Source organism: Thauera phenylacetica B4P, assembly GCF_000310225.1.
Taxonomy (GTDB): Bacteria; Pseudomonadota; Gammaproteobacteria; order Burkholderiales; family Rhodocyclaceae; genus Thauera; species Thauera phenylacetica.
Map to the genome: position 1 here is coordinate 20,921 of NZ_AMXF01000012.1, position 21,244 is coordinate 42,164.

Consider the following 21,244-nt stretch of genomic DNA (forward strand, 5'->3'; position numbering starts at 1 on the left):
AGCATGGCGGAAATCACCGCAAGCATGGTCAAGGAACTGCGCGAGAAGACCGACGCGCCGATGATGGAATGCAAGAAGGCGCTGACCGAAGCGGCCGGCGACATGGGCAAGGCCGAAGAGATCCTGCGCGTCAAGCTCGGCAACAAGGCCTCGAAGGCCGCTGCCCGCATCGCAGCCGAAGGCGTGGTCGGCATCGACATCTCGGCCGATGGCAAGCTCGGCTCGATCATCGAGGTGAACTGCGAGACCGACTTCGTCGCCAAGAACGACGATTTCCTGGCCCTGGTGCAGAACTGCGCCGGCCTCGTCTCCGCCAACAACCCGGCCGACGTCGCCGCCCTGTCGGCGCTGCCGATGGGCGAGGGCACCGTCGAGGCCACCCGCACCGCGCTGGTCGGCAAGATCGGCGAGAACATGTCGATCCGCCGCTTCGCCCGCGTCGAAGCCAAGGGCAAGCTGTTCTCCTACATCCACGGTGGCGCCAAGATCGGCGTGCTGCTGGACGTGGTCGGTGGCGACGAGCAACTCGGCAAGGACATCGCGATGCACATCGCCGCGTCCAAGCCGAAGGCGCTCGACGCCTCGGGCGTGTCGCAGGACCTGATCGACGCCGAGCGTCGCATTGCCATCGAGAAGGCCCGCGCCGACAACAAGCCCGAAGCGATGCTCGAGAAGATCGCCGACGGCACCGTGCAGAAGTTCCTCAAGGACGTCACGCTGCTGGCCCAGGTCTTCGTCAAGGCCGAGGACGGCAAGCAGACCATCGAGCAGCTGCTCAAGGCCAGGGGCGCCTCGGTCGCCGGCTTCACGCTGTACATCGTCGGCGAAGGCATCGAGAAGAAGGTCACCGACTTCGCCGCCGAAGTGGCCGAGCAGGCCGCCGCTGCCGCCAAGAAGTAAGGAGAGGAACGTGTCCGCCGCCTATAAGCGCATCCTGCTCAAGCTCTCCGGCGAAGCCCTCATGGGCGACGACGCCTACGGCATCAACGAGGAGGTCGTCAGCCGCATCGTGTCCGAGGTCGCCGAGATCACCCGTCTCGGCGTCCAGGTCGGTGTGGTGATCGGCGGCGGCAACATCTTCCGCGGCATGAAGGGCGCGGCCTCCGGAATGGACCGCGCCACCGCCGACTACATGGGCATGCTGGCCACGGTGATGAACGCGATGGCGCTCGCCGACGCGATGCGCCGCATGGACCTCGAGGCGCGCGTGCAGTCCGCGCTGCGCATCGACCAGGTGGTCGAGCCCTACATCCGCGGGCGTGCGATCCGTCACCTCGAGGAAGGCCGCGTGGTGATCTTCGCCGCCGGCACCGGCAACCCCTTCTTCACCACCGACACCGCCGCCGCGCTGCGTGGCGCCGAGATCGGCGCGCAGATCGTGCTCAAGGCGACGAAGGTGGATGGCGTCTATACTGCCGATCCGAAGAAGGACCCGCTGGCGCAGCGCTACCATCGCATCAGCTTCGACGAGGCGATCGGGCGCAACCTGCAGGTTCTCGACTCGACCGCGTTCGCGCTGTGCCGCGACCAGAAGCTCCCGATCAACGTGTTCTCGATCTTCAAGCCCGGTGCGCTCAAGCGCGTGGTGATGGGCGAGGACGAAGGCACGCTGGTCCATTCCTGACCTCCGGAGAGGGCTTGCATGATTTCCGAACTCAAGAAGAACATCGAGCAGAAGATGCAGAAGTCGGTCGAGGCGCTCAAGACCGACCTCGCCAAGGTGCGCACCGGGCGCGCCCACACCGGCCTGCTCGACCACGTCATGGTCGAGTACTACGGCTCGATGGTGCCGGTGAACCAGGTCGCCAACATCACCCTGATCGACGCCCGCACGATCGGCGTGCAGACCTGGGAGAAGCCGATGCTGGGCAAGGTCGAGCGCGCGATCCGCGACAGCGACCTCGGCCTCAACCCCGCGAACATGGGTGAGCTGCTGCGCGTGCCGATGCCTGCGCTGACCGAAGAGCGCCGCCGCGACCTCACCAAGGTCGTCCGCCACGAGGGCGAGACCACCAAGGTGGCGATCCGCAACCTGCGCCGCGATGCCAACCAGCAGCTCAAGGACGCGGTCAAGGACAAGGAGATCTCCGAGGACGACGAGCGTCGTGGCGAGGACGAGGTCCAGAAGCTCACCGACCGCTACGTCGCCGAGATCGACAAGCTGCTCGCCCAGAAAGAGCAGGAACTGATGCAGATCTGATCCGCTTGCGCGGATCGGCTGTATCGTCAACGGGCAGGACAGGAGGCGGAGCATGATCGGAGGGCTGTTCAGGAGTTCCACCCGCGACATTCCCGACGTCTCGCAGGTGCCGAAGCACATCGCCGTCATCATGGACGGCAATGGGCGCTGGGCGCGCAAGCGCATGCTGCCGCGCGTCGCCGGCCATGCGCGTGGCGTGGAGGCATTGCGAGCCACCGTGCGCGGCTGCGTCGATCGCGGGGTTGAATACCTCACCGTCTTCGCGTTCAGCTCCGAGAACTGGCGCCGCCCGCAGGACGAGGTCTCGTTCCTGATGCAGCTCTTCCTCAAGTCGCTGCAGAAGGAGATCCGTCGCATGCACGACAACGGCATGCGTTTTCGCGTGATCGGCGATCTCTCCCGATTCGATGGTCGCCTGGTGGACATGATCCGCGAGGCCGAGGCGCTCACCGCAGGCAACGGCGGGCTCAACTTCACCGTGGCGGCAAACTACGGCGGGCGCTGGGACATCCTCGACGCCATGTCGCGCCTGATGGCGCGCGAACCCGGACGCCTGGAGCGATTCACCGAGGAGGAACTCGCCACCGAGCTGTCGATGAGCTTCGCGCCCGAGCCCGATCTCTTCATCCGCACCGGCGGCGAGAAGCGCATCAGCAACTTCCTGCTCTGGCAACTCGCCTACACCGAGCTCTATTTCACCGACGTGCTGTGGCCCGATTTCGACGGCGAAGCGCTGGGCCAGGCCCTCGGTTCCTATCAGGCGCGGGAGCGGCGCTTCGGGCGTACCAGCGAGCAACTCAAGGCGGACGCCGGGGAGTAGGGTCGCCATGCTCAAGGATCGCGTCCTCACCGCCATCGCCTTGCTGGTCGGCCTGCTCGCGGCGGTGTTCCTGCTGCCGGCCTCGCTCTGGCTCGTGGTGTGCGCAGCCCTGTGCGGTGCGGCCGCCTGGGAGTGGGGCGCGCTCGCTCGCTTCGAGCAAGGCCTGCGCGTGTCCACCGCGGTCGCCTTCACCGCGGCGTGCGCGCTCCTCGGCTGGAGCGCCGGGCTGGGCAGCGGCCAGCTCGGCGGCGCGGGGGCCTTGGTTCCGCTCTATGTCTTCAGCGCCTTGTTCTGGATCTTCGTCGTGCCGCTGTGGCTGCGCGGCAAGTGGGCGCTGTCCAACCCGATGCTGGCCTCGCTGGTCGGCTTCGTCGTCCTCGTGCCGACCGCACTCGCGATGATGCAGCTGCGCACGATGGGGCCCTGGGTGCTGCTCGGCACCATGGCGGTGGTGTGGGTGGCCGACATTGCGGCCTACTTCACCGGGCGGGCGTTCGGTCGCCGCAAGCTGGCGCCCTCGATCAGTCCCGGGAAGACCTGGGAAGGTGCCGCCGGCGCGGCGGTCGCGGTCCTGGCGTTCGGCTTCGGCATCCTGGCCATGCTTGGTGCGGAGCTGCAGGGTGGCGTGGCCGCGATCGCCGTCGTGTTGCTGGCATGGACCGCCGTGAGCATCGTCGGCGACCTCTTCGAGTCCCTGCTCAAGCGCCAGGCCGGCTTGAAGGACAGCGGCAGCATCCTGCCCGGCCATGGCGGCATCCTAGACCGCATCGACAGCCTCACCTCCACGCTCCCGATGGTTGCGCTCGGCGCGGTGTGGCTCGCGCGCTGATCCTCCACGGCTGCGGCCGTGCTCCCTCCGTAACGGATTCTCCCCATGCCTGACCCCGCACCCCAGCGCCTGACCGTCCTGGGCGCGACCGGCTCGATCGGCCAAAGCACGCTCGACGTCGTCGCCCGCCACCCCGACCGCTTCGAGGTCTTCGCGCTCAGCGCGCAGCGCCAGGACGACAAGCTGCTCGAACAGTGCCTGCGCTTCTCGCCGCGCTTCGCGGTGATGGGCGACGCCGCAGCGGCCGATCGCCTGCGCGCCGCGTTGCGGGGAGCGGGCCGCGACACCGAGGTGCTGTGCGGTGAAGAGGCGCTCGAGCGCGTCGCCGCAGCCGAGGCGGTGGACATGGTGATGGCCGCGATCGTCGGCGCCGCTGGCCTGCGCCCGACGCTGGCCGCCGCGCGCGCAGGCAAGAAAGTCCTGCTCGCCAACAAGGAGGCCCTGGTGCTGTCGGGCCAGCTGCTCATCGACGCGGTGGCGGCGAGCGGGGCCGTTTTGCTGCCGATCGACAGCGAGCACAATGCGATCTTCCAGGCCCTGCCCGCCGACTACGCGCGCGAACCCGCTCGCGCCGGAGTGCGCAGGGTCTTGCTGACGGCCTCCGGCGGTCCCTTCCGCGCCGCGCCGATCGAGTCGCTCGCCAACGTCACGCCCGAGCAGGCCTGCGCGCACCCCAACTGGGTCATGGGGCGCAAGATCTCGGTCGACTCGGCGACCATGATGAACAAGGGCCTCGAGGTCATCGAGGCGCACTGGCTGTTCGGTGCGCCCGCGGAGATGATCGAGGTGGTCGTGCATCCGCAGAGCGTGATCCACTCGATGGTCGACTACGCCGACGGCTCGGTGATCGCCCAGCTCGGCAACCCCGACATGCGCACCCCGATCGCCAACGCCATGGCCTGGCCCGAGCGCATCGACGCCGGGGTGCGCCGGCTCGACCTGTTCGAGATCGCCAGGCTCGACTTCGAGCGCCCGGACTTCGCGCGCTTCCCCTGCCTGAAGCTGGCCTTCGATGCGCTGCGCGCCGGCGGCACGGCGCCCGCGGTGCTCAACGCCGCCAATGAGGAGGCGGTCGCCGCATTCCTCGATCACCGCATCGGTTTCCTCGATATCGCCGCGGTGATCGCGGCGAGCCTGGAACGTAGCCGGCCGGGCGCGGTCGATTCGCTGGAGGCGGTCCTGGCCGCCGACGCGCACGCCCGCGAACTCGCGCGGGACGAGATCTCCCGACTCCGGCTCAATTGATGAACCTCTTCGACTACCTGATTCCCTTCGCGCTCGCCCTCGGCCTGCTCATCCTCGTCCATGAACTCGGTCACTACCTGGTGGCGCGCTGGTGCGGGGTCAAGGTGCTGCGCTTCTCGATCGGCTTCGGCAAGCCGCTGCTGCGCCACACCGCCGGGCGCGACGGCACCGAGTGGGTGCTCGCCGCGTTCCCGCTCGGCGGCTACGTCAAGATGCTCGACGAGCGCGAGGCGCCGGTGGCGGCGCCCGAGCTGCACCGCGCCTTCAACCGGCAGAGCGTGTATCGCCGCTTCGCGATCGTCGCCGCGGGCCCGCTGGCCAACTTCCTGCTCGCGATCGCGCTGTACTGGGGGCTCTTCGTCGGCGGCACCGAGGAACTCAAGCCACGCGTGGCGCTGTCCGACACCCCGGCAATCGCCCAGGCGGCCGGCGTGCGCGAGGGCGACCTCGTCGTGGCGGTGGACGAGGAGCCGGTGCGCAGCTGGCAAGACCTTCGCTGGGTGCTGCTGCGCCACGCGCTCGACAGCCGCGAGGTGATGCTGCGCGTGCGCACCCTGGAGGACGTCGAGGCCTTTCGTCGCCTCGACCTCGCCGGCGTGGCGATCGACGAGGGCAACACCGACCTGATCGCGCGCCTCGGCCTGCGCCCATGGCGGTCGGCGATCCCGGCGGTGATCGGCCGGATCGCGGACGGCAGCGCGGCCGAGCGGGCGGGATTGCTTGGCGGGGACCGCGTGCTCACGATCGCGGGCTCGCCGGTCGAGGCCTGGAGCGACCTCGTGCGCCAGGTGCGCGAGGCGCCCGGGCGCGCACTCGACTTCGAGGTCGAGCGCGCTGGCGTGGTGGTGAAGCTGGTGATCACGCCGGAGGCGGCCGAGGAGGGCGGGGCGCAGATCGGCCGCATCGGGGTGGGTGTCGCCGAGGCCGCCGCGGGCGGCATCGCGATGTTCGGCGAGGTCCGCTACGGCGTGCTCGAAGGGCTGTCGCGCGCGGTCCAGCAAACCTGGGAGACGAGCGTGCTGAGCCTCAAGATGATCGGCCGCATGCTCACCGGCGAGGTGTCGTGGAAGAACCTCTCCGGGCCGGTCACCATCGCCGACTACGCGGGGCAGACCGCCCAGCTCGGATGGGCCCACTACCTCAAGTTCGTGGCCCTCATCAGCATCAGCCTGGGGGTCCTGAACCTGCTGCCCATCCCGGTTCTGGATGGGGGGCACTTGTTGTACTATACGGTCGAAATCATCAAGGGCGGTCCGATCCCGGAGCGCATCATGGAGGTCGGTCAGCAGATCGGCCTCGCCCTCCTGGTGATGTTGATGGCATTCGCCTTCTACAACGACCTGAACCGTCTCATTTCCGGCTGAACTCCCGCATGAAACGCAAGCTCCTGCCCGGGCTCCTGGTGGCCCTTTTTGCCGCGTCGCCGGCCCTCGCCTTCGATCCCTTCGTGGTCAAGGACATCCGCGTCGAGGGCATCCAGCGCACCGAGGCGGGCACCGTATTCAACTACCTGCCGGTCCGTGTCGGCGAGACCTTCTCCGAGGCGCAGGCCGCCGACGCCATCCGCGCGCTGTTCGCCACCGGCTTCTTCAGCGACGTGCGCATCGAGACCGAGGGCGACGTCATCGTCGTGGTGGTGGACGAGCGCGCCGCGATCGCCGACATCACCTTCGACGGCGTCAAGGAGTTCGACAAGGACGCGCTCAAGAAGGGCTTGCGCGAGGTCGGCCTCGCCGAGTCGCGCATCTTCGACCGCTCGCTGCTCGAGCGCGCGGAGCAGGAGCTCAAGCGCCAGTACCTGTCGCGCGGCAAGTACGCGGCCACGGTCACCACGACCGTGACGCCGCTGGAGCGCAACCGCGTCGGCATCAATTTCAAGGTGGACGAGGGCGGCGTGGCCAAGATCCGCCAGATCCGCATCGTCGGCGCGAAGACCTTCGAGGAGGAAGACCTTCTCGACGAGATGCAGCTGACCACGCCCGGCTGGCTGACCTGGTATACCAAGAACGACCAGTACTCCCGCCAGAAGCTCTCGGCAGACCTCGAGACCCTGCGCTCGTTCTACCTGAACCAGGGCTACCTCGACTTCAACATCGACTCGACCCAGGTCTCGATCACGCCCGACAAGCAGGACATCTACGTCACGGTGAACATCACCGAGGGCGAGAAGTACACGGTGAGCGGCGTGCGCTTCACCGGCGACCTGATCCTGCCTGAGTCCGAATACCACGCGCTGACGAAGATCCGCCCGGGCGAATCGTTCTCGCGCGAGCGCCTCACCGAGACCACCAAGGCGATCACCGACCGCCTCGGTAACGAAGGCTATGCCTTCGCCAACGTCAACGCCGCGCCCGAGGTCGACAAGGACAAGCGCGAGGTGGCCTTCACCGTGTTCGTCGATCCGGGCCGTCGGGTGTACGTGCGCCGCATCAACGTCGGCGGCAACACCAAGACGCGCGACGAGGTGGTGCGCCGCGAGATGCGCCAGATGGAAGGCGGCTGGTACGACGCGGCGGCGATCAATCGTTCGCGCACGCGCATCGACCGCCTCGGCTTCTTCGACGAGGTGACCGTCGAGACTCCGGCGGTCCCGGGGACCACCGACCAGGTCGATGTCAACTTTTCCGTCAAGGAACGACCGACCGGCAACCTGATGCTGGGGGCCGGGTTCTCCAGCTCCGAGAACATCGTGCTGTCGGCGTCGATCTCGCAGCAGAACCTCTTCGGCAGCGGCAACGCATTGACGCTCGGTCTCAACACCAGCGAGTCCAGCCGCACGCTCGCGCTGTCCTTCACCAACCCGTACTACACGGTCGATGGCGTCAGCCTGGGCTGGGATCTCTACCATCGTACCTACGATGCCGACGAGCTCGACTCGGTGTCACCGTACAAGACCGTGTCGACCGGCGCGGGCATCCGCCTCGGCTGGCCGATCGCCGAGGACGACCAGGTCAATTTTGGCCTCACCGCCGATCGCACCGAGATCACCACCTACAACCTCAGCCCGCTGCTGTACAAGGACTTCTGTCGTGAAAACGGCCTGAACAACGTCAGCGGCGTGGGCGAGTGCACGGTCGACAGCCTGGTCCTTACCGTGGGCTGGTCGCGCGACGGTCGCGACAGCTTCGTCTATCCGCGCAGCGGCGTGTATCAGCGCCTGTACGGCGAGGCCACCGTTCCGGTCGGCGACCTGCGTTACGGCAAGCTCGGCTACCAGTATCAGCACTGGTTCCCGATCGGTTCCGACTATGCGCTCATGCTCAACGCCGACGTCGGCTACGCGAAGGGCTTCGGCGGCAAGGACGTACCCTTCTACAAGAACTACTACGTCGGTGGCATCGGGTCGGTGCGCGGCTTCGACCAGGGCTCGGTCGGTCCGAAGTACATGGACGAGGATGGCGACATCACCTCCACCGGTGGTACCCGCAAGGTGGTGGCGAACGCCGAGTTCTTCTTCCCGATGCCGGGCGCCGGCAAGGACCGCTCCTTCCGCATCTCGGCCTTCTTCGACGCCGGCTACGTCTGGGGCGAGGAGCAGGTGCCGCTCGACGCCAAGACCGGCAGCTTCGTCGAGCAGGATGTCCGATTCGGCGACCTGCGCTACAGTACGGGCCTCGCGTTCTCGTGGAGTTCGCCGATCGGCCCGCTGAAGTTCAGCTTCGGCCACCCGCTCAAGAAGGAAGAGAACGACGAGATCCAGCGGTTCCAGTTCCAGCTCGGCAGCGTGTTCTGATCTGCCGGCAACCCAGTTTCATCCGGAGGCATAATTGAAAGTCCGTACCCTCTCCCTGGTCGCAGTCGCCCTGCTCGGCCTCTCCCACTCCGCGCTCGCCGAAACCAAGATCGGCTTCGTCAACTCCGATCGGGTCATGCGCGAAGCGGCGCCCGCGGTGCGTGCGCAGCAGCGTCTGGAGAAGGAATTCGAAAAGCGTGACCAGGAGCTTCAGCGCATCGCGCGCGACCTCAAGTCGATGCAGGAAGACCTCGAGCGCAACGGCCCCACCATGGGCGACAGCGACCGCCGCAACAAGGAGCGTTCGTTCAACGAGCTCAACCGCGAGTTCCAGCGCAAGCAGCGCGAGTTCCGCGAGGACCTCAACCAGCGTCGCAACGAGGAGCTCGCCTCGGTGCTCGACAAGGCCAACCGCTCGGTGAAGGAGATCGCCGAGCAGGAAAACTACGACATCATCTTCCAGGAAGCGGTGTACGCGAACCCGCGCATCGACATCACCGACAAGGTCATCAAGACCCTGTCCGACGCCAAGTAAGACCGGCCGCCCGATGTTCCGACTGCAAGAGCTGGTCGATCGCCTGGGCGGCGTGATCGCGGGGGACGGCGCGGTCGCCGTCGCCCGCGTCGCGCCGCTGGATACGGCGAAGGAGGGCGACCTCGCCTTCCTCGCCAACCGCAAGTACCTGTCGCAGGTCGGCGAGTGTGCCGCGAGCGCGCTCATCGTCACGCCCGACCTGCGCGAGGCGCTGGCTGGGCGCAACCTGATCCTGACCGCCGACCCCTACCTGTATTTCGCGCGCGTCGCGCAGCTCTTCAATCCGCCTCCCGCGGTACGTCCCGGCGTCCATCCGCTCGCGGCGGTCGCCAGCACCTTGCCGGCCAGCGTGCAGGTGGGGCCGGGCGCCTCGATCGAGGAAGACGTGGTGCTCGGCGAGGACGTGGTGATCGGCCCCAATTGTCACGTCGGGCGCGGCACCCGCATCGGGCGCGGAACGCGGCTCTACGCCAACGTCAGCGTCTATCACGACTGCGTGATCGGTGAGGACTGCATCCTGCACTCGGGCGTGGTCATCGGCGCCGACGGCTTCGGCTTCGCGCGCGAGAAATCCGGCGCCTGGGTCAAGATCCCGCAGGCCGGGCGCGTGGTGCTCGGCAACGACGTCGAGATCGGCGCCAACACCACGGTCGACCGCGGCGCGCTCGACGACACCGTGATCGGCGACGGCGTCAAGCTCGACAACCTGATCCAGATCGCGCACAACGTGCGCATCGGCGAGCACACCATCATGGCGGGTTGTGCCGGGGTCGCAGGCAGCGCCCGCATCGGTGCGCGCTGCATGATCGGCGGCCAGGCAGGCATCTCCGGCCACCTCAGCATCGCCGACGACGTGGTGGTCTCGGCGTGGACCCTGGTCGCCAAGTCGATCACCAAACCCGGTGTCTACACCGGCAACCTGCCGCTGCAGACCCATGGCGACTGGGTGAAGAACTTCTCCCACCTGCGCCACCTCGACGCGCTCGCCAGGCGCGTCCGCCAACTCGAACAACACAGCGACGGTCCCGACGACCGCTCGCAGGGCTGAGCCATCATGGACATCAAGGAAATCCTGCAGTACCTGCCGCACCGCTACCCCTTCCTGCTCGTCGATCGCATGCTGGAGATCGAGCCGGGCGTGCGTGCGCGCGGGCTGAAGAACGTGACCATGAACGAGCCCTTCTTCCCGGGCCACTTCCCGCACCACCCGGTGATGCCGGGCGTGCTGATCATCGAGGCCATGGCCCAGGCCGCCGCGCTGCTGTCGTTCAAGAGCACCGGCGTGAAGCCCGACGACAACTCGGTGGTGTACTTCGCCGGCATCGACAACGCGCGCTTCAAGCGCCCGGTGGTGCCGGGCGACCAGCTGATCTTCGACGTCGAGATCACCCACACCAAGCGCAACATCTACAAGTACAAGGCGCGCGCGAGCGTCGACGGCGAGCTCGCCGCCGAGGCCGAGCTGATGTGCGCGATCAAGACGCTATGATCCACCCGACCGCCATCGTCCATCCGGGCGCGAAGCTCGGTGCCAAGGTCAGCGTCGGGGCCTATTCGCTGATCGGCGAGCACGTCGAGATCGGCGACGGTACCCGCATCGGGCCGCACGTGGTGGTCGAGGGCCACACCCGCATCGGCCGCGACAACGAGATCTTCCAGTTCTGCTCGATCGGCGCCAGCCCGCAGGACAAGAAGTACGACGCCGAGCCCACCCGGCTCGAGATCGGAGATCGCAACACGATCCGCGAGTTCTGCTCGTTCAACGTCGGCACCAGCCAGGACGCTCACGTCACCCGCGTCGGCAACGACAACTGGATCATGGCCTACGTGCACGTGGCGCACGACTGCCAGGTCGGCGACCACACCATCTTCGCCAACAACGCCACGCTCGCCGGCCACGTGCACGTGGGCGACTGGGCGATCCTCGGCGGCTTCACCGGCGTGCATCAGTTCTGCCGCGTCGGCGCGCACAGCTTCTGCGGCGTCGGCACCGTGCTGCTGCAGGACCTGCCGCCCTTCGTGACCGTCGCCGGCAACCCGGCCAAGCCGCACGGCATCAACAGCGAAGGCCTCAAGCGCCGCGGCTATTCGGCCGAAGGCATCGCCGCGATCAAGCGCGCCTACCGGGCGCTGTACCGCTCAGGCCTGACGCTCGATGAAGCCCGCCAGCGCGTGGCCGAAATCGCCGCAGGGCAGGCCGAGGTCGCGCCCTTCGCCGCCTTCATCGCCGACTCCGGTCGCGGCCTCGTGCGCTGAGCACGGGCCGTAGCACCGTGCACGCCCAGTCCCGCAAGGTATGAAGATCCGCATCGCCATGGTCGCTGGAGAGACCTCCGGCGACCTGCTCGCGAGCCACCTGATCCGCGCGCTGCGTCGTCACCTGCCCGACGCCGAGTTCTTCGGCATCGGCGGGCCGAAGATGCAGGCCGAAGGCTTCGAGGTGCGCTGGCCCTGCGAGCTGCTCGCGGTGCATGGCTACGTCGACGCGCTCAAGCGCTACCGCGAGCTCTCCGGCATCCGCCGCGAGCTGCTCGGGCAGATCCGCGCCGAGCGCCCCGACGCCTTCATCGGCGTGGATGCGCCCGACTTCAACCTGTGGCTCGAGGGCAAGGTGCGCGACGCCGGCATCCCGGCGATCCACTTCGTCGGCCCGTCGATCTGGGCCTGGCGGGGCGGGCGGATCAAGCGCATCGCGCGCTCGGTGTCGCACATGCTGTGCCTGTTCCCCTTCGAGCCCGAGCTCTACGAGCGCGCCGGCGTGCCGGTGAGCTACGTCGGCCACCCGCTTGCCGACGAATTCCCGCTCGAGCCCGATCGCGCCGAGGCGCGCGAACGCCTCGGCATACCGGCCGAACGCCGCGTGGTGGCGATGCTGCCGGGCAGCCGCCAGTCCGAAGTGCGCAACCTCGCCGACATCTTCATCGGCACCGCGAAGACCTTGCACGAACGTGATCCGGAGCGCCTCTTCCTGGTGCCGCTGGCCACGCGCGAGACGCGCCAGCTCTTCGAGGAGGCGCTGCACCGACAGGATGCGAGCGAGCTGCCGATCCGCATGCTGTTCGGCCACGCGGTCGAGGCGATGACCGCGGCCGACGTGGTGCTGGTGGCGAGCGGCACGGCGAGCCTGGAGGCGGCGCTGCTCAAGCGCCCGATGGTGATCACCTACCGCATCGGCAAGTGGCAGTATCGCCTCATGAAGCGCATGGCCTACCTGCCCTGGGTGGGCCTGCCCAACATCCTGTGCGGCGAGACCGTGGTGCCAGAGCTGCTGCAGGACGAGGCCGACCCCGCGCACCTCGCCGCCGCGATCGACGACTGGTTCGCCGACGACGCGCGCCGCGCCGCGGTCGAGGCGCGCTTCACCGAGCTGCATCACACGCTCCGGCAGGACACCGCGCGGCGGGCCGCGGAGGCGATCCTGCCCTACCTGGACAAGGCGAGAGCGGCCGGATGACTGGCGACCTGTTCGCGCTGGCGCTGCCGGCCTCGGGTCTCGTCTGCGGGGTGGATGAGGCGGGGCGGGGGCCGCTGTGCGGTCCGGTGGTCGCCGCAGCGGTGATCCTCGACCCGGCTCGCCCGATCGACGGCCTCGCCGACTCCAAGAAGCTGAGCGAGGCCGCGCGCGAGCGCCTCGCGCCGCTGATCCGCGAGCGCGCGCTCGCCTGGGCGATCGCCGAGGCCAGCGTCGCGGAGATCGACCGCCTCAACATCCTGCACGCCACCATGCTGGCCATGCAGCGCGCGGTGATGGCGCTCGGCACTGCGCCGGCCGAGGTGCGCATCGACGGTAACCGCTGCCCCGCCTTGCCGTATCCGGCGCGCGCGATCGTCAAGGGCGACGCCACCGAGCCCTCGATCTCGGCCGCCTCCATCCTCGCCAAGACCGCCCGCGACGCCGCCATGCGAGAGCTCGACACGCAGTGGCCGCAGTACGGGCTGGCCGCGCACAAGGGCTACCCGACCGCCGCCCACCTCGCCGCGCTCGAGGTACACGGGGTGCAGGCCTTCCACCGCCGCAGCTTCGCGCCGGTGAGGAAGCAGCTCGAGCGCCGGGATGACTGAGCCCGCGCTCAAGCCGCTGGCCTCGCGCGACAACCCCTTCGTCAAGCGCCTGCACGCGCTCGCGCACTCGGCGCGCGAGCGCCGCAAGCTCGACGAGACCGTGCTCGATGGCGCGCACCTGGTCGAATCCGCGCTCGCCGCAGGCGTCCCGCTGCGCGCGCTGGTGGTATCGGAGACCGGGCTGCTGCGCGAGGAGCATCGCCGCCTGCTCGCGGCGGCGTCCGCCGAGGTGCCGCGCTACCGCCTGGGGGACGCCTTGTTCGCCCACGTCAGCCCGGTCGACAGCCCGTCGGGCCTGCTGGCCACCATCGCCATGCCGGCGAGTGTGCCGATCGACCTGGCCGACGCCAGCCTGATCGTGCTCGACGGCGTGCAGGACCCCGGCAACCTCGGCAGCCTGCTGCGCACCGCCGCCGCAGCCGGTATCCGCCACGCGCTGCTCGGGGAGGGCTGCGCGCAGGCCTGGTCGCCGCGTGCGCTGCGTGCGGGCATGGGCGCGCAGTTCGTCGTCTGCATCGAGGAGGGCTGCGCGCTGCTCGCCCGGCTCGAGCGCTACCGTGGCCGCTGCCTGGCCACCGCCCTGCGCGAGGACGCCCGCCCGCTCTACGAGCTCGACCTGAACGGCCCGGTGGCCTGGCTGTTCGGGGCGGAAGGGCAGGGCCTCTCGCCGGCGCTGCTCGCGCGTGCCGACCGCTGCGTGACCATCCCGATGGCGGCCGGCATCGAATCCCTCAACGTCGCCGCCGCCGCGGCGGTCTGCCTGTTCGAGCAGGCTCGGCAGCGCCGCACCCCGACGAAGCCCTGACGCGTCGATCTTCCTCCGAGCCGTGGTGGTTCCCTGTAGGAGCGGCGGCCGTCGCGAACTGGGCCTTGGAGCTTGCGACTCGTGTCGGAGGAGCCTCCCTCGCGCCTGCCGGCGCATCTTGACGCCGGCGCGGGATTTCTCCGATGCTTCCCGCATTCCTTTGGGGCACGGCAGAATTCGTACCTGCGTCCTGGGGACGACACCACGGGGGCCGCGCCCCGAGAGGAGCAGGATGGAAACGTACGCCAAGACACCCAAGGGGCAGGACGAGATCGCGCACCGCACGCACGGGCTCGGGCTGCGCGCGCGCCGCCTGTTGATCCTGGTCGATGGCCAGCGCAGCGTCGAGGACCTGCGCGGCCTGACCGGCGACGCCGGCATCGCGGACGCGCTCGGGGAGCTTGCCGCGGCCGGCTTCATCGCGCCTCGCGGCGATGCCGCGTGCCCGGCCGAGGCCGTCGGGCGTGACGCGCACACGGGCCCGGCGCCAGTCGCGCGTGCGAACACCGGCCACACCGCCAGCCTGCCGCTCGCGCGCGACTTCATGATCAACACCCTGCGCACCTTCCACGGCCCCTACGCCAAGCTCGACCTCGTCAAGCGCATCCACGCCACGCAGAGCGGCGGCGAGCTGCGCAGGCTGATCGTGGAGTGGCAGCAATCGATCGCCGAGTCGCGCCTCGGCCGCAAGCGCGCAGACGAGCTGCTCGCGCGGCTGGAGGAGGTCATGCCGGGATGAAGGGGGTGTGGCGGGGCGATTCGCGTTAACATCCTGCAACCCGGCCCCGCGCCGACTCAGCGAACAGAAGGCATGATTCTCGTCATCTCTCCCGCCAAGGCGCTCGACTACGAGACGCCGCCGACCACCACCACCTTCACCCAGCCCGACTTTCTCGACCACGCCGCCGAGCTGATCGAGGTGCTGCGCGAGAAATCGCCGGCCCAGATCGCCGAGCTGATGTCGCTCTCGGACCCACTTTCCAGCCTCAACGTGGCGCGCTACGCGAGCTGGTCGCGGCCCTTCGCCCCCGACAACGCCAAGCAGGCGCTGCTCGCCTTCAACGGCGATGTCTATGAAGGCCTCGACGCGAAGACGCTCGACGACGAGGGCCTGGCCTGGGCGCAGGACCGCCTGCGCATCCTGTCCGGCCTCTACGGCGTGCTGCGCCCGCTCGACCTGATGCAGGCCTACCGCCTGGAGATGGGCACCCGGCTCGCCAACCCGCGCGGCAAGAACCTGTACGAGTTCTGGGGCGAGCGCATCACCGACGAGCTCAACCGCCTGCTGGCACGCGAGGAAGAGGCGGGGCGCGAGCGCGTGCTGCTGAACCTCGCCTCCGACGAATACTTCAAGTCGGTCAAGCCGAAGAAGCTCGCGGGCCGCATCGTCACCCCGGTGTTCGAGGACTGGAAGGGCGGGCGCTACAAGATCATCAGCTTCTACGCCAAGCGCGCGCGCGGGCTGATGAGCCGCTACGTCATCACCAGCCGCATCGACGAGGTCGAGGCGCTGCAGGGCTTCGACGCCGAGGGCTATGCCTTCGCGGCGGATGCGTCCGATGCCGACACCCTGGTCTTCCGCCGGCGCGAGGCGTGACCGTGCTCAAGATCAGCTCCACCTTCGACTCCGGCGCGATCGAGGTCGTGCGCCTGGACGACCCGGCCGACATCCGCCTGCGCCTGCGCAAGGACAGCGCCGCCGACTTCCACCAGTGGTTCCACTTCCGCCTCATGGGCGCGGCCGGCAAGCCGGTGCGCATGGTGTTCGAGAATGCCGCCAGCGCAGCCTACCCGGACGGCTGGAAGGACTACCGCTGCGTCGCGTCCTACGACCGCCAGAACTGGTTCCGCATCGCCGGCACGCGCTACGAGGACGGCCAGCTCGTCGTCGAACACACGCCCGAGCGCGACAGCCTCTACTACGCCTACTTCGAGCCCTATTCGCACGAGCGCCACCTCGACCTGCTCGCGCGCGTCGAGCTCTCGCCCTACGCCCGCGTGCGCAACCTCGGCAGCACCGTCGACGGGCGCGACCTCGACCTGGTGACGGTCGGGCGCGACGCGCCGGGGCGGGTGCCGGTGTGGATCATCGCCCGCCAGCACCCCGGCGAGACCATGGCGGAGTGGTTCGTCGAGGGCCTGCTCGAGCGCCTGCTCGACCACGCCGACCCAGTCGCGCGCAAGGTGCGCGAGCACGCGGTGCTGCACATCGTGCCGAACATGAACCCGGATGGTGCGGTGCGCGGCAACCTGCGCACCAACGCCGCCGGGCGCAACCTCAACCGCGAATGGCGCGAGCCCGACCCCGCGGCCAGCCCCGAGGTCTTCCTGGTGCGCGCCGAGATGGAGCGCAGCGGCTGCGCGCTCTTCCTCGACATCCACGGCGACGAGTCGCTGCCCTATGTCTTCTTCTCCACCGCCGAGGAGGTGCCCGGCTTCACCGCCGCGGCGGCGGCCGCGCAGGCGCGCTTCGTCGAGACCTTCCTCGCGGTGAGCCCCGACTTCCAGACGCAGGAAGGCTACAAGCCCGGCCGCTTCGGCGAGGAGCTGCTGACGCTGGCGAGCAAGTGGGTCGCCAACCACTTCGGCTGCGTTTCGCTGACGCTGGAGATGCCCTTCAAGGACAACGCCATCCTGCCCGACGGCCACGTGGGCTGGAACGGCGCGCGCAGCAAGCGCCTGGGCGCGGCGATGCTCGACCCGATCCTGCGCCACCTGCGCGAGGGCGGCGAAGGCTGAGCGGGAGGGCGCGGCGGGGCCTTGCCGCGGCGTCCGGGCTTCGACGCGACGAGGCCGCCGGTCGATCTGCCGCCGTGATCAGGCCTTGTGGCCGATCTCGGCGAGAATCGCGGTCGCGCAGGCCACGCCCGAGCGCACCGCAGACTCCAGCGTCGCGGGGTAGTCCGAATCCAGGTAGTCGCCAGCCAGCCACAGCCCCGGCAGCGGGGTGCGGATGCCGGGGCGGAAGAGGCCCGGCCGGCACGCGAAGGTGGCGCGCTTCTCGACGATGACCTGCGACCACTCGGGGGCCGGCAGGCGGCGACCGAGCTGGCGTTCGAGCTGGGCGTGCACCGCGAGCACGAGCTCGTCGCGGGCGAGCGCCTCGTGCGGGCCGTGGGCGCTGATCACGCAAGAGAGCAAGCCCTCCGGCCCGCCCAGCTGGCCGCGGTCGAACACCCACTGCGCCGGCCCGGCGGTGCTGCCCGAGACCAGGCCGATCATCGGCTCGGGCAGCTTCTGGCCGCGCCCGAGGGCGAGGTAGACGGACACGATCGGCTCGTGCTCGAGCGCGTCGATCTGCGCCACGAGGCGCTCGCACCCGCCTGCGGAGGCGAGCAGCGTCCCGGCGTGGTAGGGCGCCGTGGCCACCACCACGTGAGGCCAGGGCTGGCTGCCCGGGTCGCCCTCGAGGCGGTAGCCGCCGGCCACCCGCTCGATCGCCTCGATCGCATTGCCGGTGCGCAGCTTGCCGCGGCGCACGCCGATGTAGCGCGCGGCCGGGACCGGGAAGAGCTCGGACAGGTCGGTGCGCGGCAGCAACAGCTCGCTGGCTGCGGCGCCGGCGGCGAGGCTGTCGCGCAGCACGTTCGCGAACACCTGGGCCGAGGCCTCGGCGACCGGGGTGTTGAGCGCGGCGACGCACAGCGGCTCCCAGATCAGCTGGCACAGCGTCGGCGTCTGGCGCGTCTCGGCGAGCAGGGCGGCGACGGTCATCGCCGGGTCGGGCAGGCGGAAGCCGTGCCGCTTCAACCAGCGCATCAGGCGCAGCATCGCGAGGCGGTCGGCCCAGCGCAAGCCCTTCGCGCGCAGCAGACCGACGGCGAGGTGGAAAGGCGCGGGCAGCGACGCCGCCTTCAGGTGCAGGCGGCCGGGCACGTGCAGGGTGAGCGGCAGGTGGGCGAGCTGCTTGGGCGACACCCCGGTGAGGCGCAGCAGGCGGGTGAGCTCGCTGTAGGCGCCGATGAGGATGTGCTGGCCGTTGTCCACCCGCCAGTGGTGATCTTTGTGCACCACGCGGGCACGGCCGCCCATCGTGTGCGAGCGCTCGAACACGGTGACATGCACCCCGGCGCGCGCAAGCTCGACCGCGCAGGCGAGCCCGGCGTAGCCGGCACCGATGATGGCGACGACCGGGACGCTCATGCGCGGAACCAGGTGGTGCCCGCGAGCCACACCTTGCGCAGCGGGGTGAGCGAGGTGCGGCGGTCGAGCACCAGGAAGCCGTCGCGGGCGATCTCGCGCAGCAGGGTGCGGTAGATCGCCGCCATCACCAGGCCGGGGCGCTGCGCCTTGCGATCGATCGCGGGCAGCTGGGCGAAGGCCTGGTCGTAGAACTTCTCGGCGCGCTCGGCCTGGAAGGCCATCAGCTCGCGGAAGGCGTCGGAGTAGCGCGCCTCGAGGAGGTCCTTGGCGGGCACCTCGAAGCGCTGCAGGTCCTCGATCGGCAGGTAGATGCGGCCGCGGCGGGCGTCCTCGCCGACGTCGCGGATGATGTTGGTGAGCTGGAAGGCCAGCCCGAGGTCGTGCGCGTACTTTAGCGTCTGGCGGTCCTGGTAGCCGAAGATCTCCGCGGCGAGCAGGCCGACCACGCTGGCGACGCGGTAGCAGTAGAGCTGCAGGCCCTTGAAGTCGAGGTAGCGCGTCTGCGACAGGTCCATCGCCATGCCGTCGATGATCTCGAGCAGTTGCTCTTGGGGCAGGCGAAAGCCTTTGATCACGTCCTTCAGTGCGTGGCCGACCGGGTGTGTCGGCGTGCCGTTGTAGACGCGCCCGACCTCCTGCCGCCACCACTCGAGCTTGGTCTGCGCCAGCGAGAGGTCGTGGCATTCGTCCACGACGTCGTCCACCTCGCGGCAGAAGGCATACAGCGCGGTGATCGCCTGGCGGCGCTCGGCGGGCAGGAACATGAAGCTGTAGTAGAAGCTCGAGCCGCTCTTGGCGGCCTTGTCCTGGCAGTAGTCGTGAGGGTTCATCCGAGTTTTCCGTAATTCAGCGCGCGCCAGGCGAGGCGCGCCCAGTCCCCGCGGCCTAGCGCGGGGCGGTGGCGAAAGACATCGTAGCCCACCGCCTCGATGCGTTCGAGGATGCGCAGCCCGCCCAGCACCACGAGGCGCAGCTCCCAGCCGACGCGGCCGGGCAGGGCGCGGGCGAGCGGAGCGCCGTCGAGCATCATGGTGCGCGCACGTTCCACCTCGAAGGCCATCAGCGTGCGCCAGTCCTCGCCCGGGCTGCGTTCGCCGCGGGCCAGCGCGTCGAGCGCACGCTCGTCGAGGCCGAAGCGGGCGAGCTCGTCGAGCGGCAGGTAGATCCGCCGCTTTTCCCAATCGACCGCGACGTCCTGCCAGAAGTTGATCAGCTGCAGGCTCGTGCAGATCGCGTCCGAGCGGCGCAGGTTGTCGGCGGTCGCGGCGCCGTAGAGATGCAGCATCAGGCGGCCCACCGGGTCTGCCGAGCGCCTGCAGTAGTCGCGCAGCTCGGAGAAGTCGGCGTAGCGCGTCTTGCCCACGTCCTGCATGAAGGCGTCGAGCAGGTCGCGAAAAGGCTGCAGCGGCAGGGCGTGCGCGTGGATCGCGCTGCCGAGGCGGGCGAACATCGGTGCCAGCGTCGCGTCGGCCACCGCCCGGCCTCGCGCGCAGGCCTCCAGCCCGAGCTGGTAGTCGTGCAGCCGCGCCAGCCGCGCCACCGCGGGCGCATCGCCCTCGTCGGCGACGTCGTCGGCCCCGCGCGCGAAGGCATAGATCGCCTCCACCGGCTCTCGCAGGCGCGCCGGCAACAGCAGGGAGGCGACAGGGAAGTTCTCGTAGTGCTCGACGGGCATCGGCGACAAGGAAGCGGCAGGACCTGCAAGGTGCCGCAGTATATCCGCACCCACCTGTAGGAGCGCCGGCAGGCGCGAAGCGGGCAGTGGGGTGATCGACGCGTGGGGCCACCTCGACCGCCGCATTCGCGCCTGCCGGCGCTCCTACATAAAGGCGGCGCGGGCTTGGGCGTGACGCGGGCGGTCGGCATCGACACGCGCCCGGGTTCGCCGTAGCGCCTCCGCACCCACCCGTAGGAGCGCCGGCAGGCGCGAAGCGGGCAGTGGGGTGATCGACGCGTGGGGCCACCTCGACCGCCGCATTCGCGCCTGCTGGCGCTCCTACACACCTTACTCGCGCTGGCGGGCGCGAACTTTTTGCGGCGGGCGGTGACACAATGGCGCCCTTCCAGCCCCCAACCTTCCCCGTCCCACGAGGTCTTTCGATGCTGCAGCTCGACCAGGTCACCCGCATCCTGCCCGGCGCGCCCGCGCGCGTGCTGTTCGAGGGCTTGGCGCTGCGGGTGGAGGCGGGGGAGTGCGTGGCGATCGTGGGCGAGTCGGGCTCGGGCAAGTCGACCCTGCTCAACTGCATCGCCGGACTGGAAGCGATCGACGGCGGCACGATCCGGGTCGGCGACACGCCGATCGAGCGCCTCGACGACGACGCCATGGCGCGCATGCGCCGCAGCCACTTCGGCTTTGTCTTCCAGGCCTTCCACATCCTCCCGCACCTGGACCTGCTGCAAAACGTCGCGCTGCCGCTGTGGCTGCTCGGCACCGCCGAGGCGGAGGCCGCACGCCGGGCACGCGAGATGCTCGGCCGCGTCGGGTTGGGCGCGCGCGCGACCGACCCGCCGCAGCAGCTGTCCGGGGGCGAGCTGCAGCGCGTGGCGATCGCGCGCGCGCTGGTGCATCGGCCCCATCTGGTGCTGGCCGACGAGCCCACCGGCAACCTCGACCCGGGACGGGCGAGCGAGGTGCTCGACCTGCTGCTCGGCCAGATCCGCGACCGCCGCGCCGCCGGGGTCATGGTCACCCACTCGCGCAGCGCGGCCGCGCGCGCCGACCGCGTGCTGGAGCTGCGCGTCGACGGACTGCACGACGTCACGGAGCGCACGTGATCGCGGCCGCAAGCCGGTCCGCAGTGCCGTATCCCGCACCGCGGGCCGGTCGCCCGTGCAGCGCCGGGGGGGGCGCCCGGTGAGCGTGCCGCTG

General features: G+C 69.5%; 22 protein-coding genes. 19 read left to right on the top strand and 3 right to left on the bottom strand.

The genetic code is table 11. The annotated features are described in order from the left end of the window. The first annotated feature begins 3 nt into the window (after positions 1 to 3). The 18 genes from tsf to C667_RS03695 all read left to right on the top strand — a co-directional run bounded on the left by tsf (position 4) and on the right by C667_RS03695 (position 16,968). Positions 4 to 900, top strand: a complete 897-nt coding sequence (gene tsf / locus C667_RS03610) for a translation elongation factor Ts (RefSeq protein ID WP_004357169.1) — start codon at positions 4 to 6, stop codon at positions 898 to 900. A 10-nt stretch (positions 901 to 910) separates the two neighbouring features. Then, the gene (gene pyrH / locus C667_RS03615) at positions 911 to 1,624 is read left to right on the top strand and encodes a UMP kinase (protein ID WP_004357171.1); all 714 of its coding nucleotides are present in this window, start codon (positions 911 to 913) and stop codon (positions 1,622 to 1,624) included. An 18-nt stretch (positions 1,625 to 1,642) separates the two neighbouring features. Then, complete coding sequence (gene frr, locus C667_RS03620; RefSeq protein ID WP_004357174.1) at positions 1,643 to 2,200, top strand: ribosome recycling factor; 558 nt, start codon at positions 1,643 to 1,645, stop codon at positions 2,198 to 2,200. 52 nt (positions 2,201 to 2,252) lie between these two features. Then, a complete protein-coding gene (gene uppS, locus C667_RS03625) occupies positions 2,253 to 3,020 on the top strand; it encodes a polyprenyl diphosphate synthase (protein WP_004357177.1) in 768 nt (255 codons plus the stop codon). Between the two features lie 7 nt (positions 3,021 to 3,027). Then, positions 3,028 to 3,849: a phosphatidate cytidylyltransferase gene (locus C667_RS03630; protein ID WP_004357178.1), complete on the top strand. Its 822-nt coding sequence runs from the start codon at positions 3,028 to 3,030 to the stop codon at positions 3,847 to 3,849. Between the two features lie 45 nt (positions 3,850 to 3,894). Then, positions 3,895 to 5,094, top strand: a complete 1,200-nt coding sequence (gene ispC / locus C667_RS03635; RefSeq protein ID WP_004357180.1) for a 1-deoxy-D-xylulose-5-phosphate reductoisomerase — start codon at positions 3,895 to 3,897, stop codon at positions 5,092 to 5,094. After that, a complete protein-coding gene (rseP, locus tag C667_RS03640) occupies positions 5,094 to 6,458 on the top strand; it encodes an RIP metalloprotease RseP (protein ID WP_004357182.1) in 1,365 nt (454 codons plus the stop codon). The genes ispC and rseP overlap by 1 nt, the downstream gene beginning before the upstream one ends. Positions 6,459 to 6,466: 8 nt before the next feature. Beyond that, positions 6,467 to 8,827: an outer membrane protein assembly factor BamA gene (gene bamA, locus C667_RS03645; RefSeq protein ID WP_004357185.1), complete on the top strand. Its 2,361-nt coding sequence runs from the start codon at positions 6,467 to 6,469 to the stop codon at positions 8,825 to 8,827. A 34-nt stretch (positions 8,828 to 8,861) separates the two neighbouring features. After that, positions 8,862 to 9,362, top strand: a complete 501-nt coding sequence (locus C667_RS03650) for an OmpH/Skp family outer membrane protein (RefSeq protein ID WP_004357187.1) — start codon at positions 8,862 to 8,864, stop codon at positions 9,360 to 9,362. Positions 9,363 to 9,375: 13 nt separating this feature from the next. Further along, entirely contained in the window at positions 9,376 to 10,410 is a 1,035-nt protein-coding gene (lpxD, locus tag C667_RS03655) for a UDP-3-O-(3-hydroxymyristoyl)glucosamine N-acyltransferase (protein WP_004357189.1), read from the top strand. A 6-nt stretch (positions 10,411 to 10,416) separates the two neighbouring features. Then, entirely contained in the window at positions 10,417 to 10,851 is a 435-nt protein-coding gene (gene fabZ / locus C667_RS03660) for a 3-hydroxyacyl-ACP dehydratase FabZ (RefSeq protein ID WP_004357191.1), read from the top strand. Then, complete coding sequence (gene lpxA / locus C667_RS03665; protein ID WP_004357193.1) at positions 10,848 to 11,618, top strand: acyl-ACP--UDP-N-acetylglucosamine O-acyltransferase; 771 nt, start codon at positions 10,848 to 10,850, stop codon at positions 11,616 to 11,618. The genes fabZ and lpxA overlap by 4 nt, the downstream gene beginning before the upstream one ends. A gap of 40 nt (positions 11,619 to 11,658) precedes the next feature. Then, entirely contained in the window at positions 11,659 to 12,816 is a 1,158-nt protein-coding gene (gene lpxB, locus C667_RS03670) for a lipid-A-disaccharide synthase (RefSeq protein ID WP_004357194.1), read from the top strand. Further along, a complete protein-coding gene (rnhB, locus tag C667_RS03675) occupies positions 12,813 to 13,424 on the top strand; it encodes a ribonuclease HII (protein ID WP_004357196.1) in 612 nt (203 codons plus the stop codon). Before lpxB ends, rnhB begins: the two co-directional genes overlap by 4 nt. Further along, positions 13,417 to 14,229 (top strand): TrmH family RNA methyltransferase, encoded by an 813-nt coding sequence (locus tag C667_RS03680; protein WP_004357199.1) that lies wholly within the window; start codon positions 13,417 to 13,419, stop codon positions 14,227 to 14,229. The genes rnhB and C667_RS03680 overlap by 8 nt, the downstream gene beginning before the upstream one ends. A 232-nt stretch (positions 14,230 to 14,461) precedes the next feature. Continuing rightward, positions 14,462 to 14,968 (top strand): hypothetical protein, encoded by a 507-nt coding sequence (locus tag C667_RS03685; RefSeq protein WP_004357201.1) that lies wholly within the window; start codon positions 14,462 to 14,464, stop codon positions 14,966 to 14,968. A 72-nt stretch (positions 14,969 to 15,040) separates the two neighbouring features. Further along, positions 15,041 to 15,826, top strand: coding sequence for a peroxide stress protein YaaA (gene yaaA / locus C667_RS03690; RefSeq protein ID WP_004357203.1), 786 nt, complete (start codon positions 15,041 to 15,043; stop codon positions 15,824 to 15,826). Further along, positions 15,823 to 16,968 (top strand): M14 family metallopeptidase, encoded by a 1,146-nt coding sequence (locus tag C667_RS03695; protein ID WP_004357205.1) that lies wholly within the window; start codon positions 15,823 to 15,825, stop codon positions 16,966 to 16,968. The genes yaaA and C667_RS03695 overlap by 4 nt, the downstream gene beginning before the upstream one ends. Positions 16,969 to 17,046: 78 nt before the next feature. On the opposite strand, the gene hpnE is transcribed toward C667_RS03695, so the two are convergent. From hpnE to hpnC, 3 genes are read right to left on the bottom strand one after another with little or no spacing between them, the layout of a single operon-like run. Next, entirely contained in the window at positions 17,047 to 18,372 is a 1,326-nt protein-coding gene (hpnE, locus tag C667_RS03700) for a hydroxysqualene dehydroxylase HpnE (RefSeq protein ID WP_004357207.1), read from the bottom strand. After that, entirely contained in the window at positions 18,369 to 19,202 is an 834-nt protein-coding gene (gene hpnD, locus C667_RS03705) for a presqualene diphosphate synthase HpnD (RefSeq protein WP_004357209.1), read from the bottom strand. Before hpnD ends, hpnE begins: the two co-directional genes overlap by 4 nt. After that, positions 19,199 to 20,047 carry a squalene synthase HpnC gene (gene hpnC / locus C667_RS03710; RefSeq protein ID WP_039920725.1) on the bottom strand — a complete coding sequence of 283 codons (849 nt, stop codon included), beginning with the start codon at positions 20,045 to 20,047 and terminating at the stop codon, positions 19,199 to 19,201. The genes hpnD and hpnC overlap by 4 nt, the downstream gene beginning before the upstream one ends. A gap of 425 nt (positions 20,048 to 20,472) precedes the next feature. On the opposite strand from hpnC, the gene C667_RS03715 reads away from it, so the two are divergent. Beyond that, positions 20,473 to 21,150, top strand: coding sequence for an ABC transporter ATP-binding protein (locus C667_RS03715; RefSeq protein ID WP_004357214.1), 678 nt, complete (start codon positions 20,473 to 20,475; stop codon positions 21,148 to 21,150). Positions 21,151 to 21,244: the final 94 nt, after the last annotated feature.

What these genes read in the sequence shown, in the direction of transcription:
- C667_RS03630 (WP_004357178.1), top strand. Translation starts at nt 3,028, where the DNA reads ATGCTCAAGGATCGCGTCCTCACCGCCATCGCCTTGCTGGTCGGCCTG.
- rseP (WP_004357182.1), top strand. Translation starts at nt 5,094, where the DNA reads ATGAACCTCTTCGACTACCTGATTCCCTTCGCGCTCGCCCTCGGCCTG.
- hpnE (WP_004357207.1), bottom strand. Translation starts at nt 18,372, where the DNA reads ATGAGCGTCCCGGTCGTCGCCATCATCGGTGCCGGCTACGCCGGGCTC.
- frr (WP_004357174.1), top strand. Translation starts at nt 1,643, where the DNA reads ATGATTTCCGAACTCAAGAAGAACATCGAGCAGAAGATGCAGAAGTCG.
- lpxA (WP_004357193.1), top strand. Translation starts at nt 10,848, where the DNA reads ATGATCCACCCGACCGCCATCGTCCATCCGGGCGCGAAGCTCGGTGCC.
- tsf (WP_004357169.1), top strand. Translation starts at nt 4, where the DNA reads ATGGCGGAAATCACCGCAAGCATGGTCAAGGAACTGCGCGAGAAGACC.
- C667_RS03715 (WP_004357214.1), top strand. Translation starts at nt 20,473, where the DNA reads ATGCTGCAGCTCGACCAGGTCACCCGCATCCTGCCCGGCGCGCCCGCG.
- rnhB (WP_004357196.1), top strand. Translation starts at nt 12,813, where the DNA reads ATGACTGGCGACCTGTTCGCGCTGGCGCTGCCGGCCTCGGGTCTCGTC.
- uppS (WP_004357177.1), top strand. Translation starts at nt 2,253, where the DNA reads ATGATCGGAGGGCTGTTCAGGAGTTCCACCCGCGACATTCCCGACGTC.
- yaaA (WP_004357203.1), top strand. Translation starts at nt 15,041, where the DNA reads ATGATTCTCGTCATCTCTCCCGCCAAGGCGCTCGACTACGAGACGCCG.
- fabZ (WP_004357191.1), top strand. Translation starts at nt 10,417, where the DNA reads ATGGACATCAAGGAAATCCTGCAGTACCTGCCGCACCGCTACCCCTTC.
- C667_RS03680 (WP_004357199.1), top strand. Translation starts at nt 13,417, where the DNA reads ATGACTGAGCCCGCGCTCAAGCCGCTGGCCTCGCGCGACAACCCCTTC.
- lpxD (WP_004357189.1), top strand. Translation starts at nt 9,376, where the DNA reads ATGTTCCGACTGCAAGAGCTGGTCGATCGCCTGGGCGGCGTGATCGCG.
- ispC (WP_004357180.1), top strand. Translation starts at nt 3,895, where the DNA reads ATGCCTGACCCCGCACCCCAGCGCCTGACCGTCCTGGGCGCGACCGGC.
- hpnD (WP_004357209.1), bottom strand. Translation starts at nt 19,202, where the DNA reads ATGAACCCTCACGACTACTGCCAGGACAAGGCCGCCAAGAGCGGCTCG.
- hpnC (WP_039920725.1), bottom strand. Translation starts at nt 20,047, where the DNA reads ATGCCCGTCGAGCACTACGAGAACTTCCCTGTCGCCTCCCTGCTGTTG.
- bamA (WP_004357185.1), top strand. Translation starts at nt 6,467, where the DNA reads ATGAAACGCAAGCTCCTGCCCGGGCTCCTGGTGGCCCTTTTTGCCGCG.
- C667_RS03685 (WP_004357201.1), top strand. Translation starts at nt 14,462, where the DNA reads ATGGAAACGTACGCCAAGACACCCAAGGGGCAGGACGAGATCGCGCAC.
- lpxB (WP_004357194.1), top strand. Translation starts at nt 11,659, where the DNA reads ATGAAGATCCGCATCGCCATGGTCGCTGGAGAGACCTCCGGCGACCTG.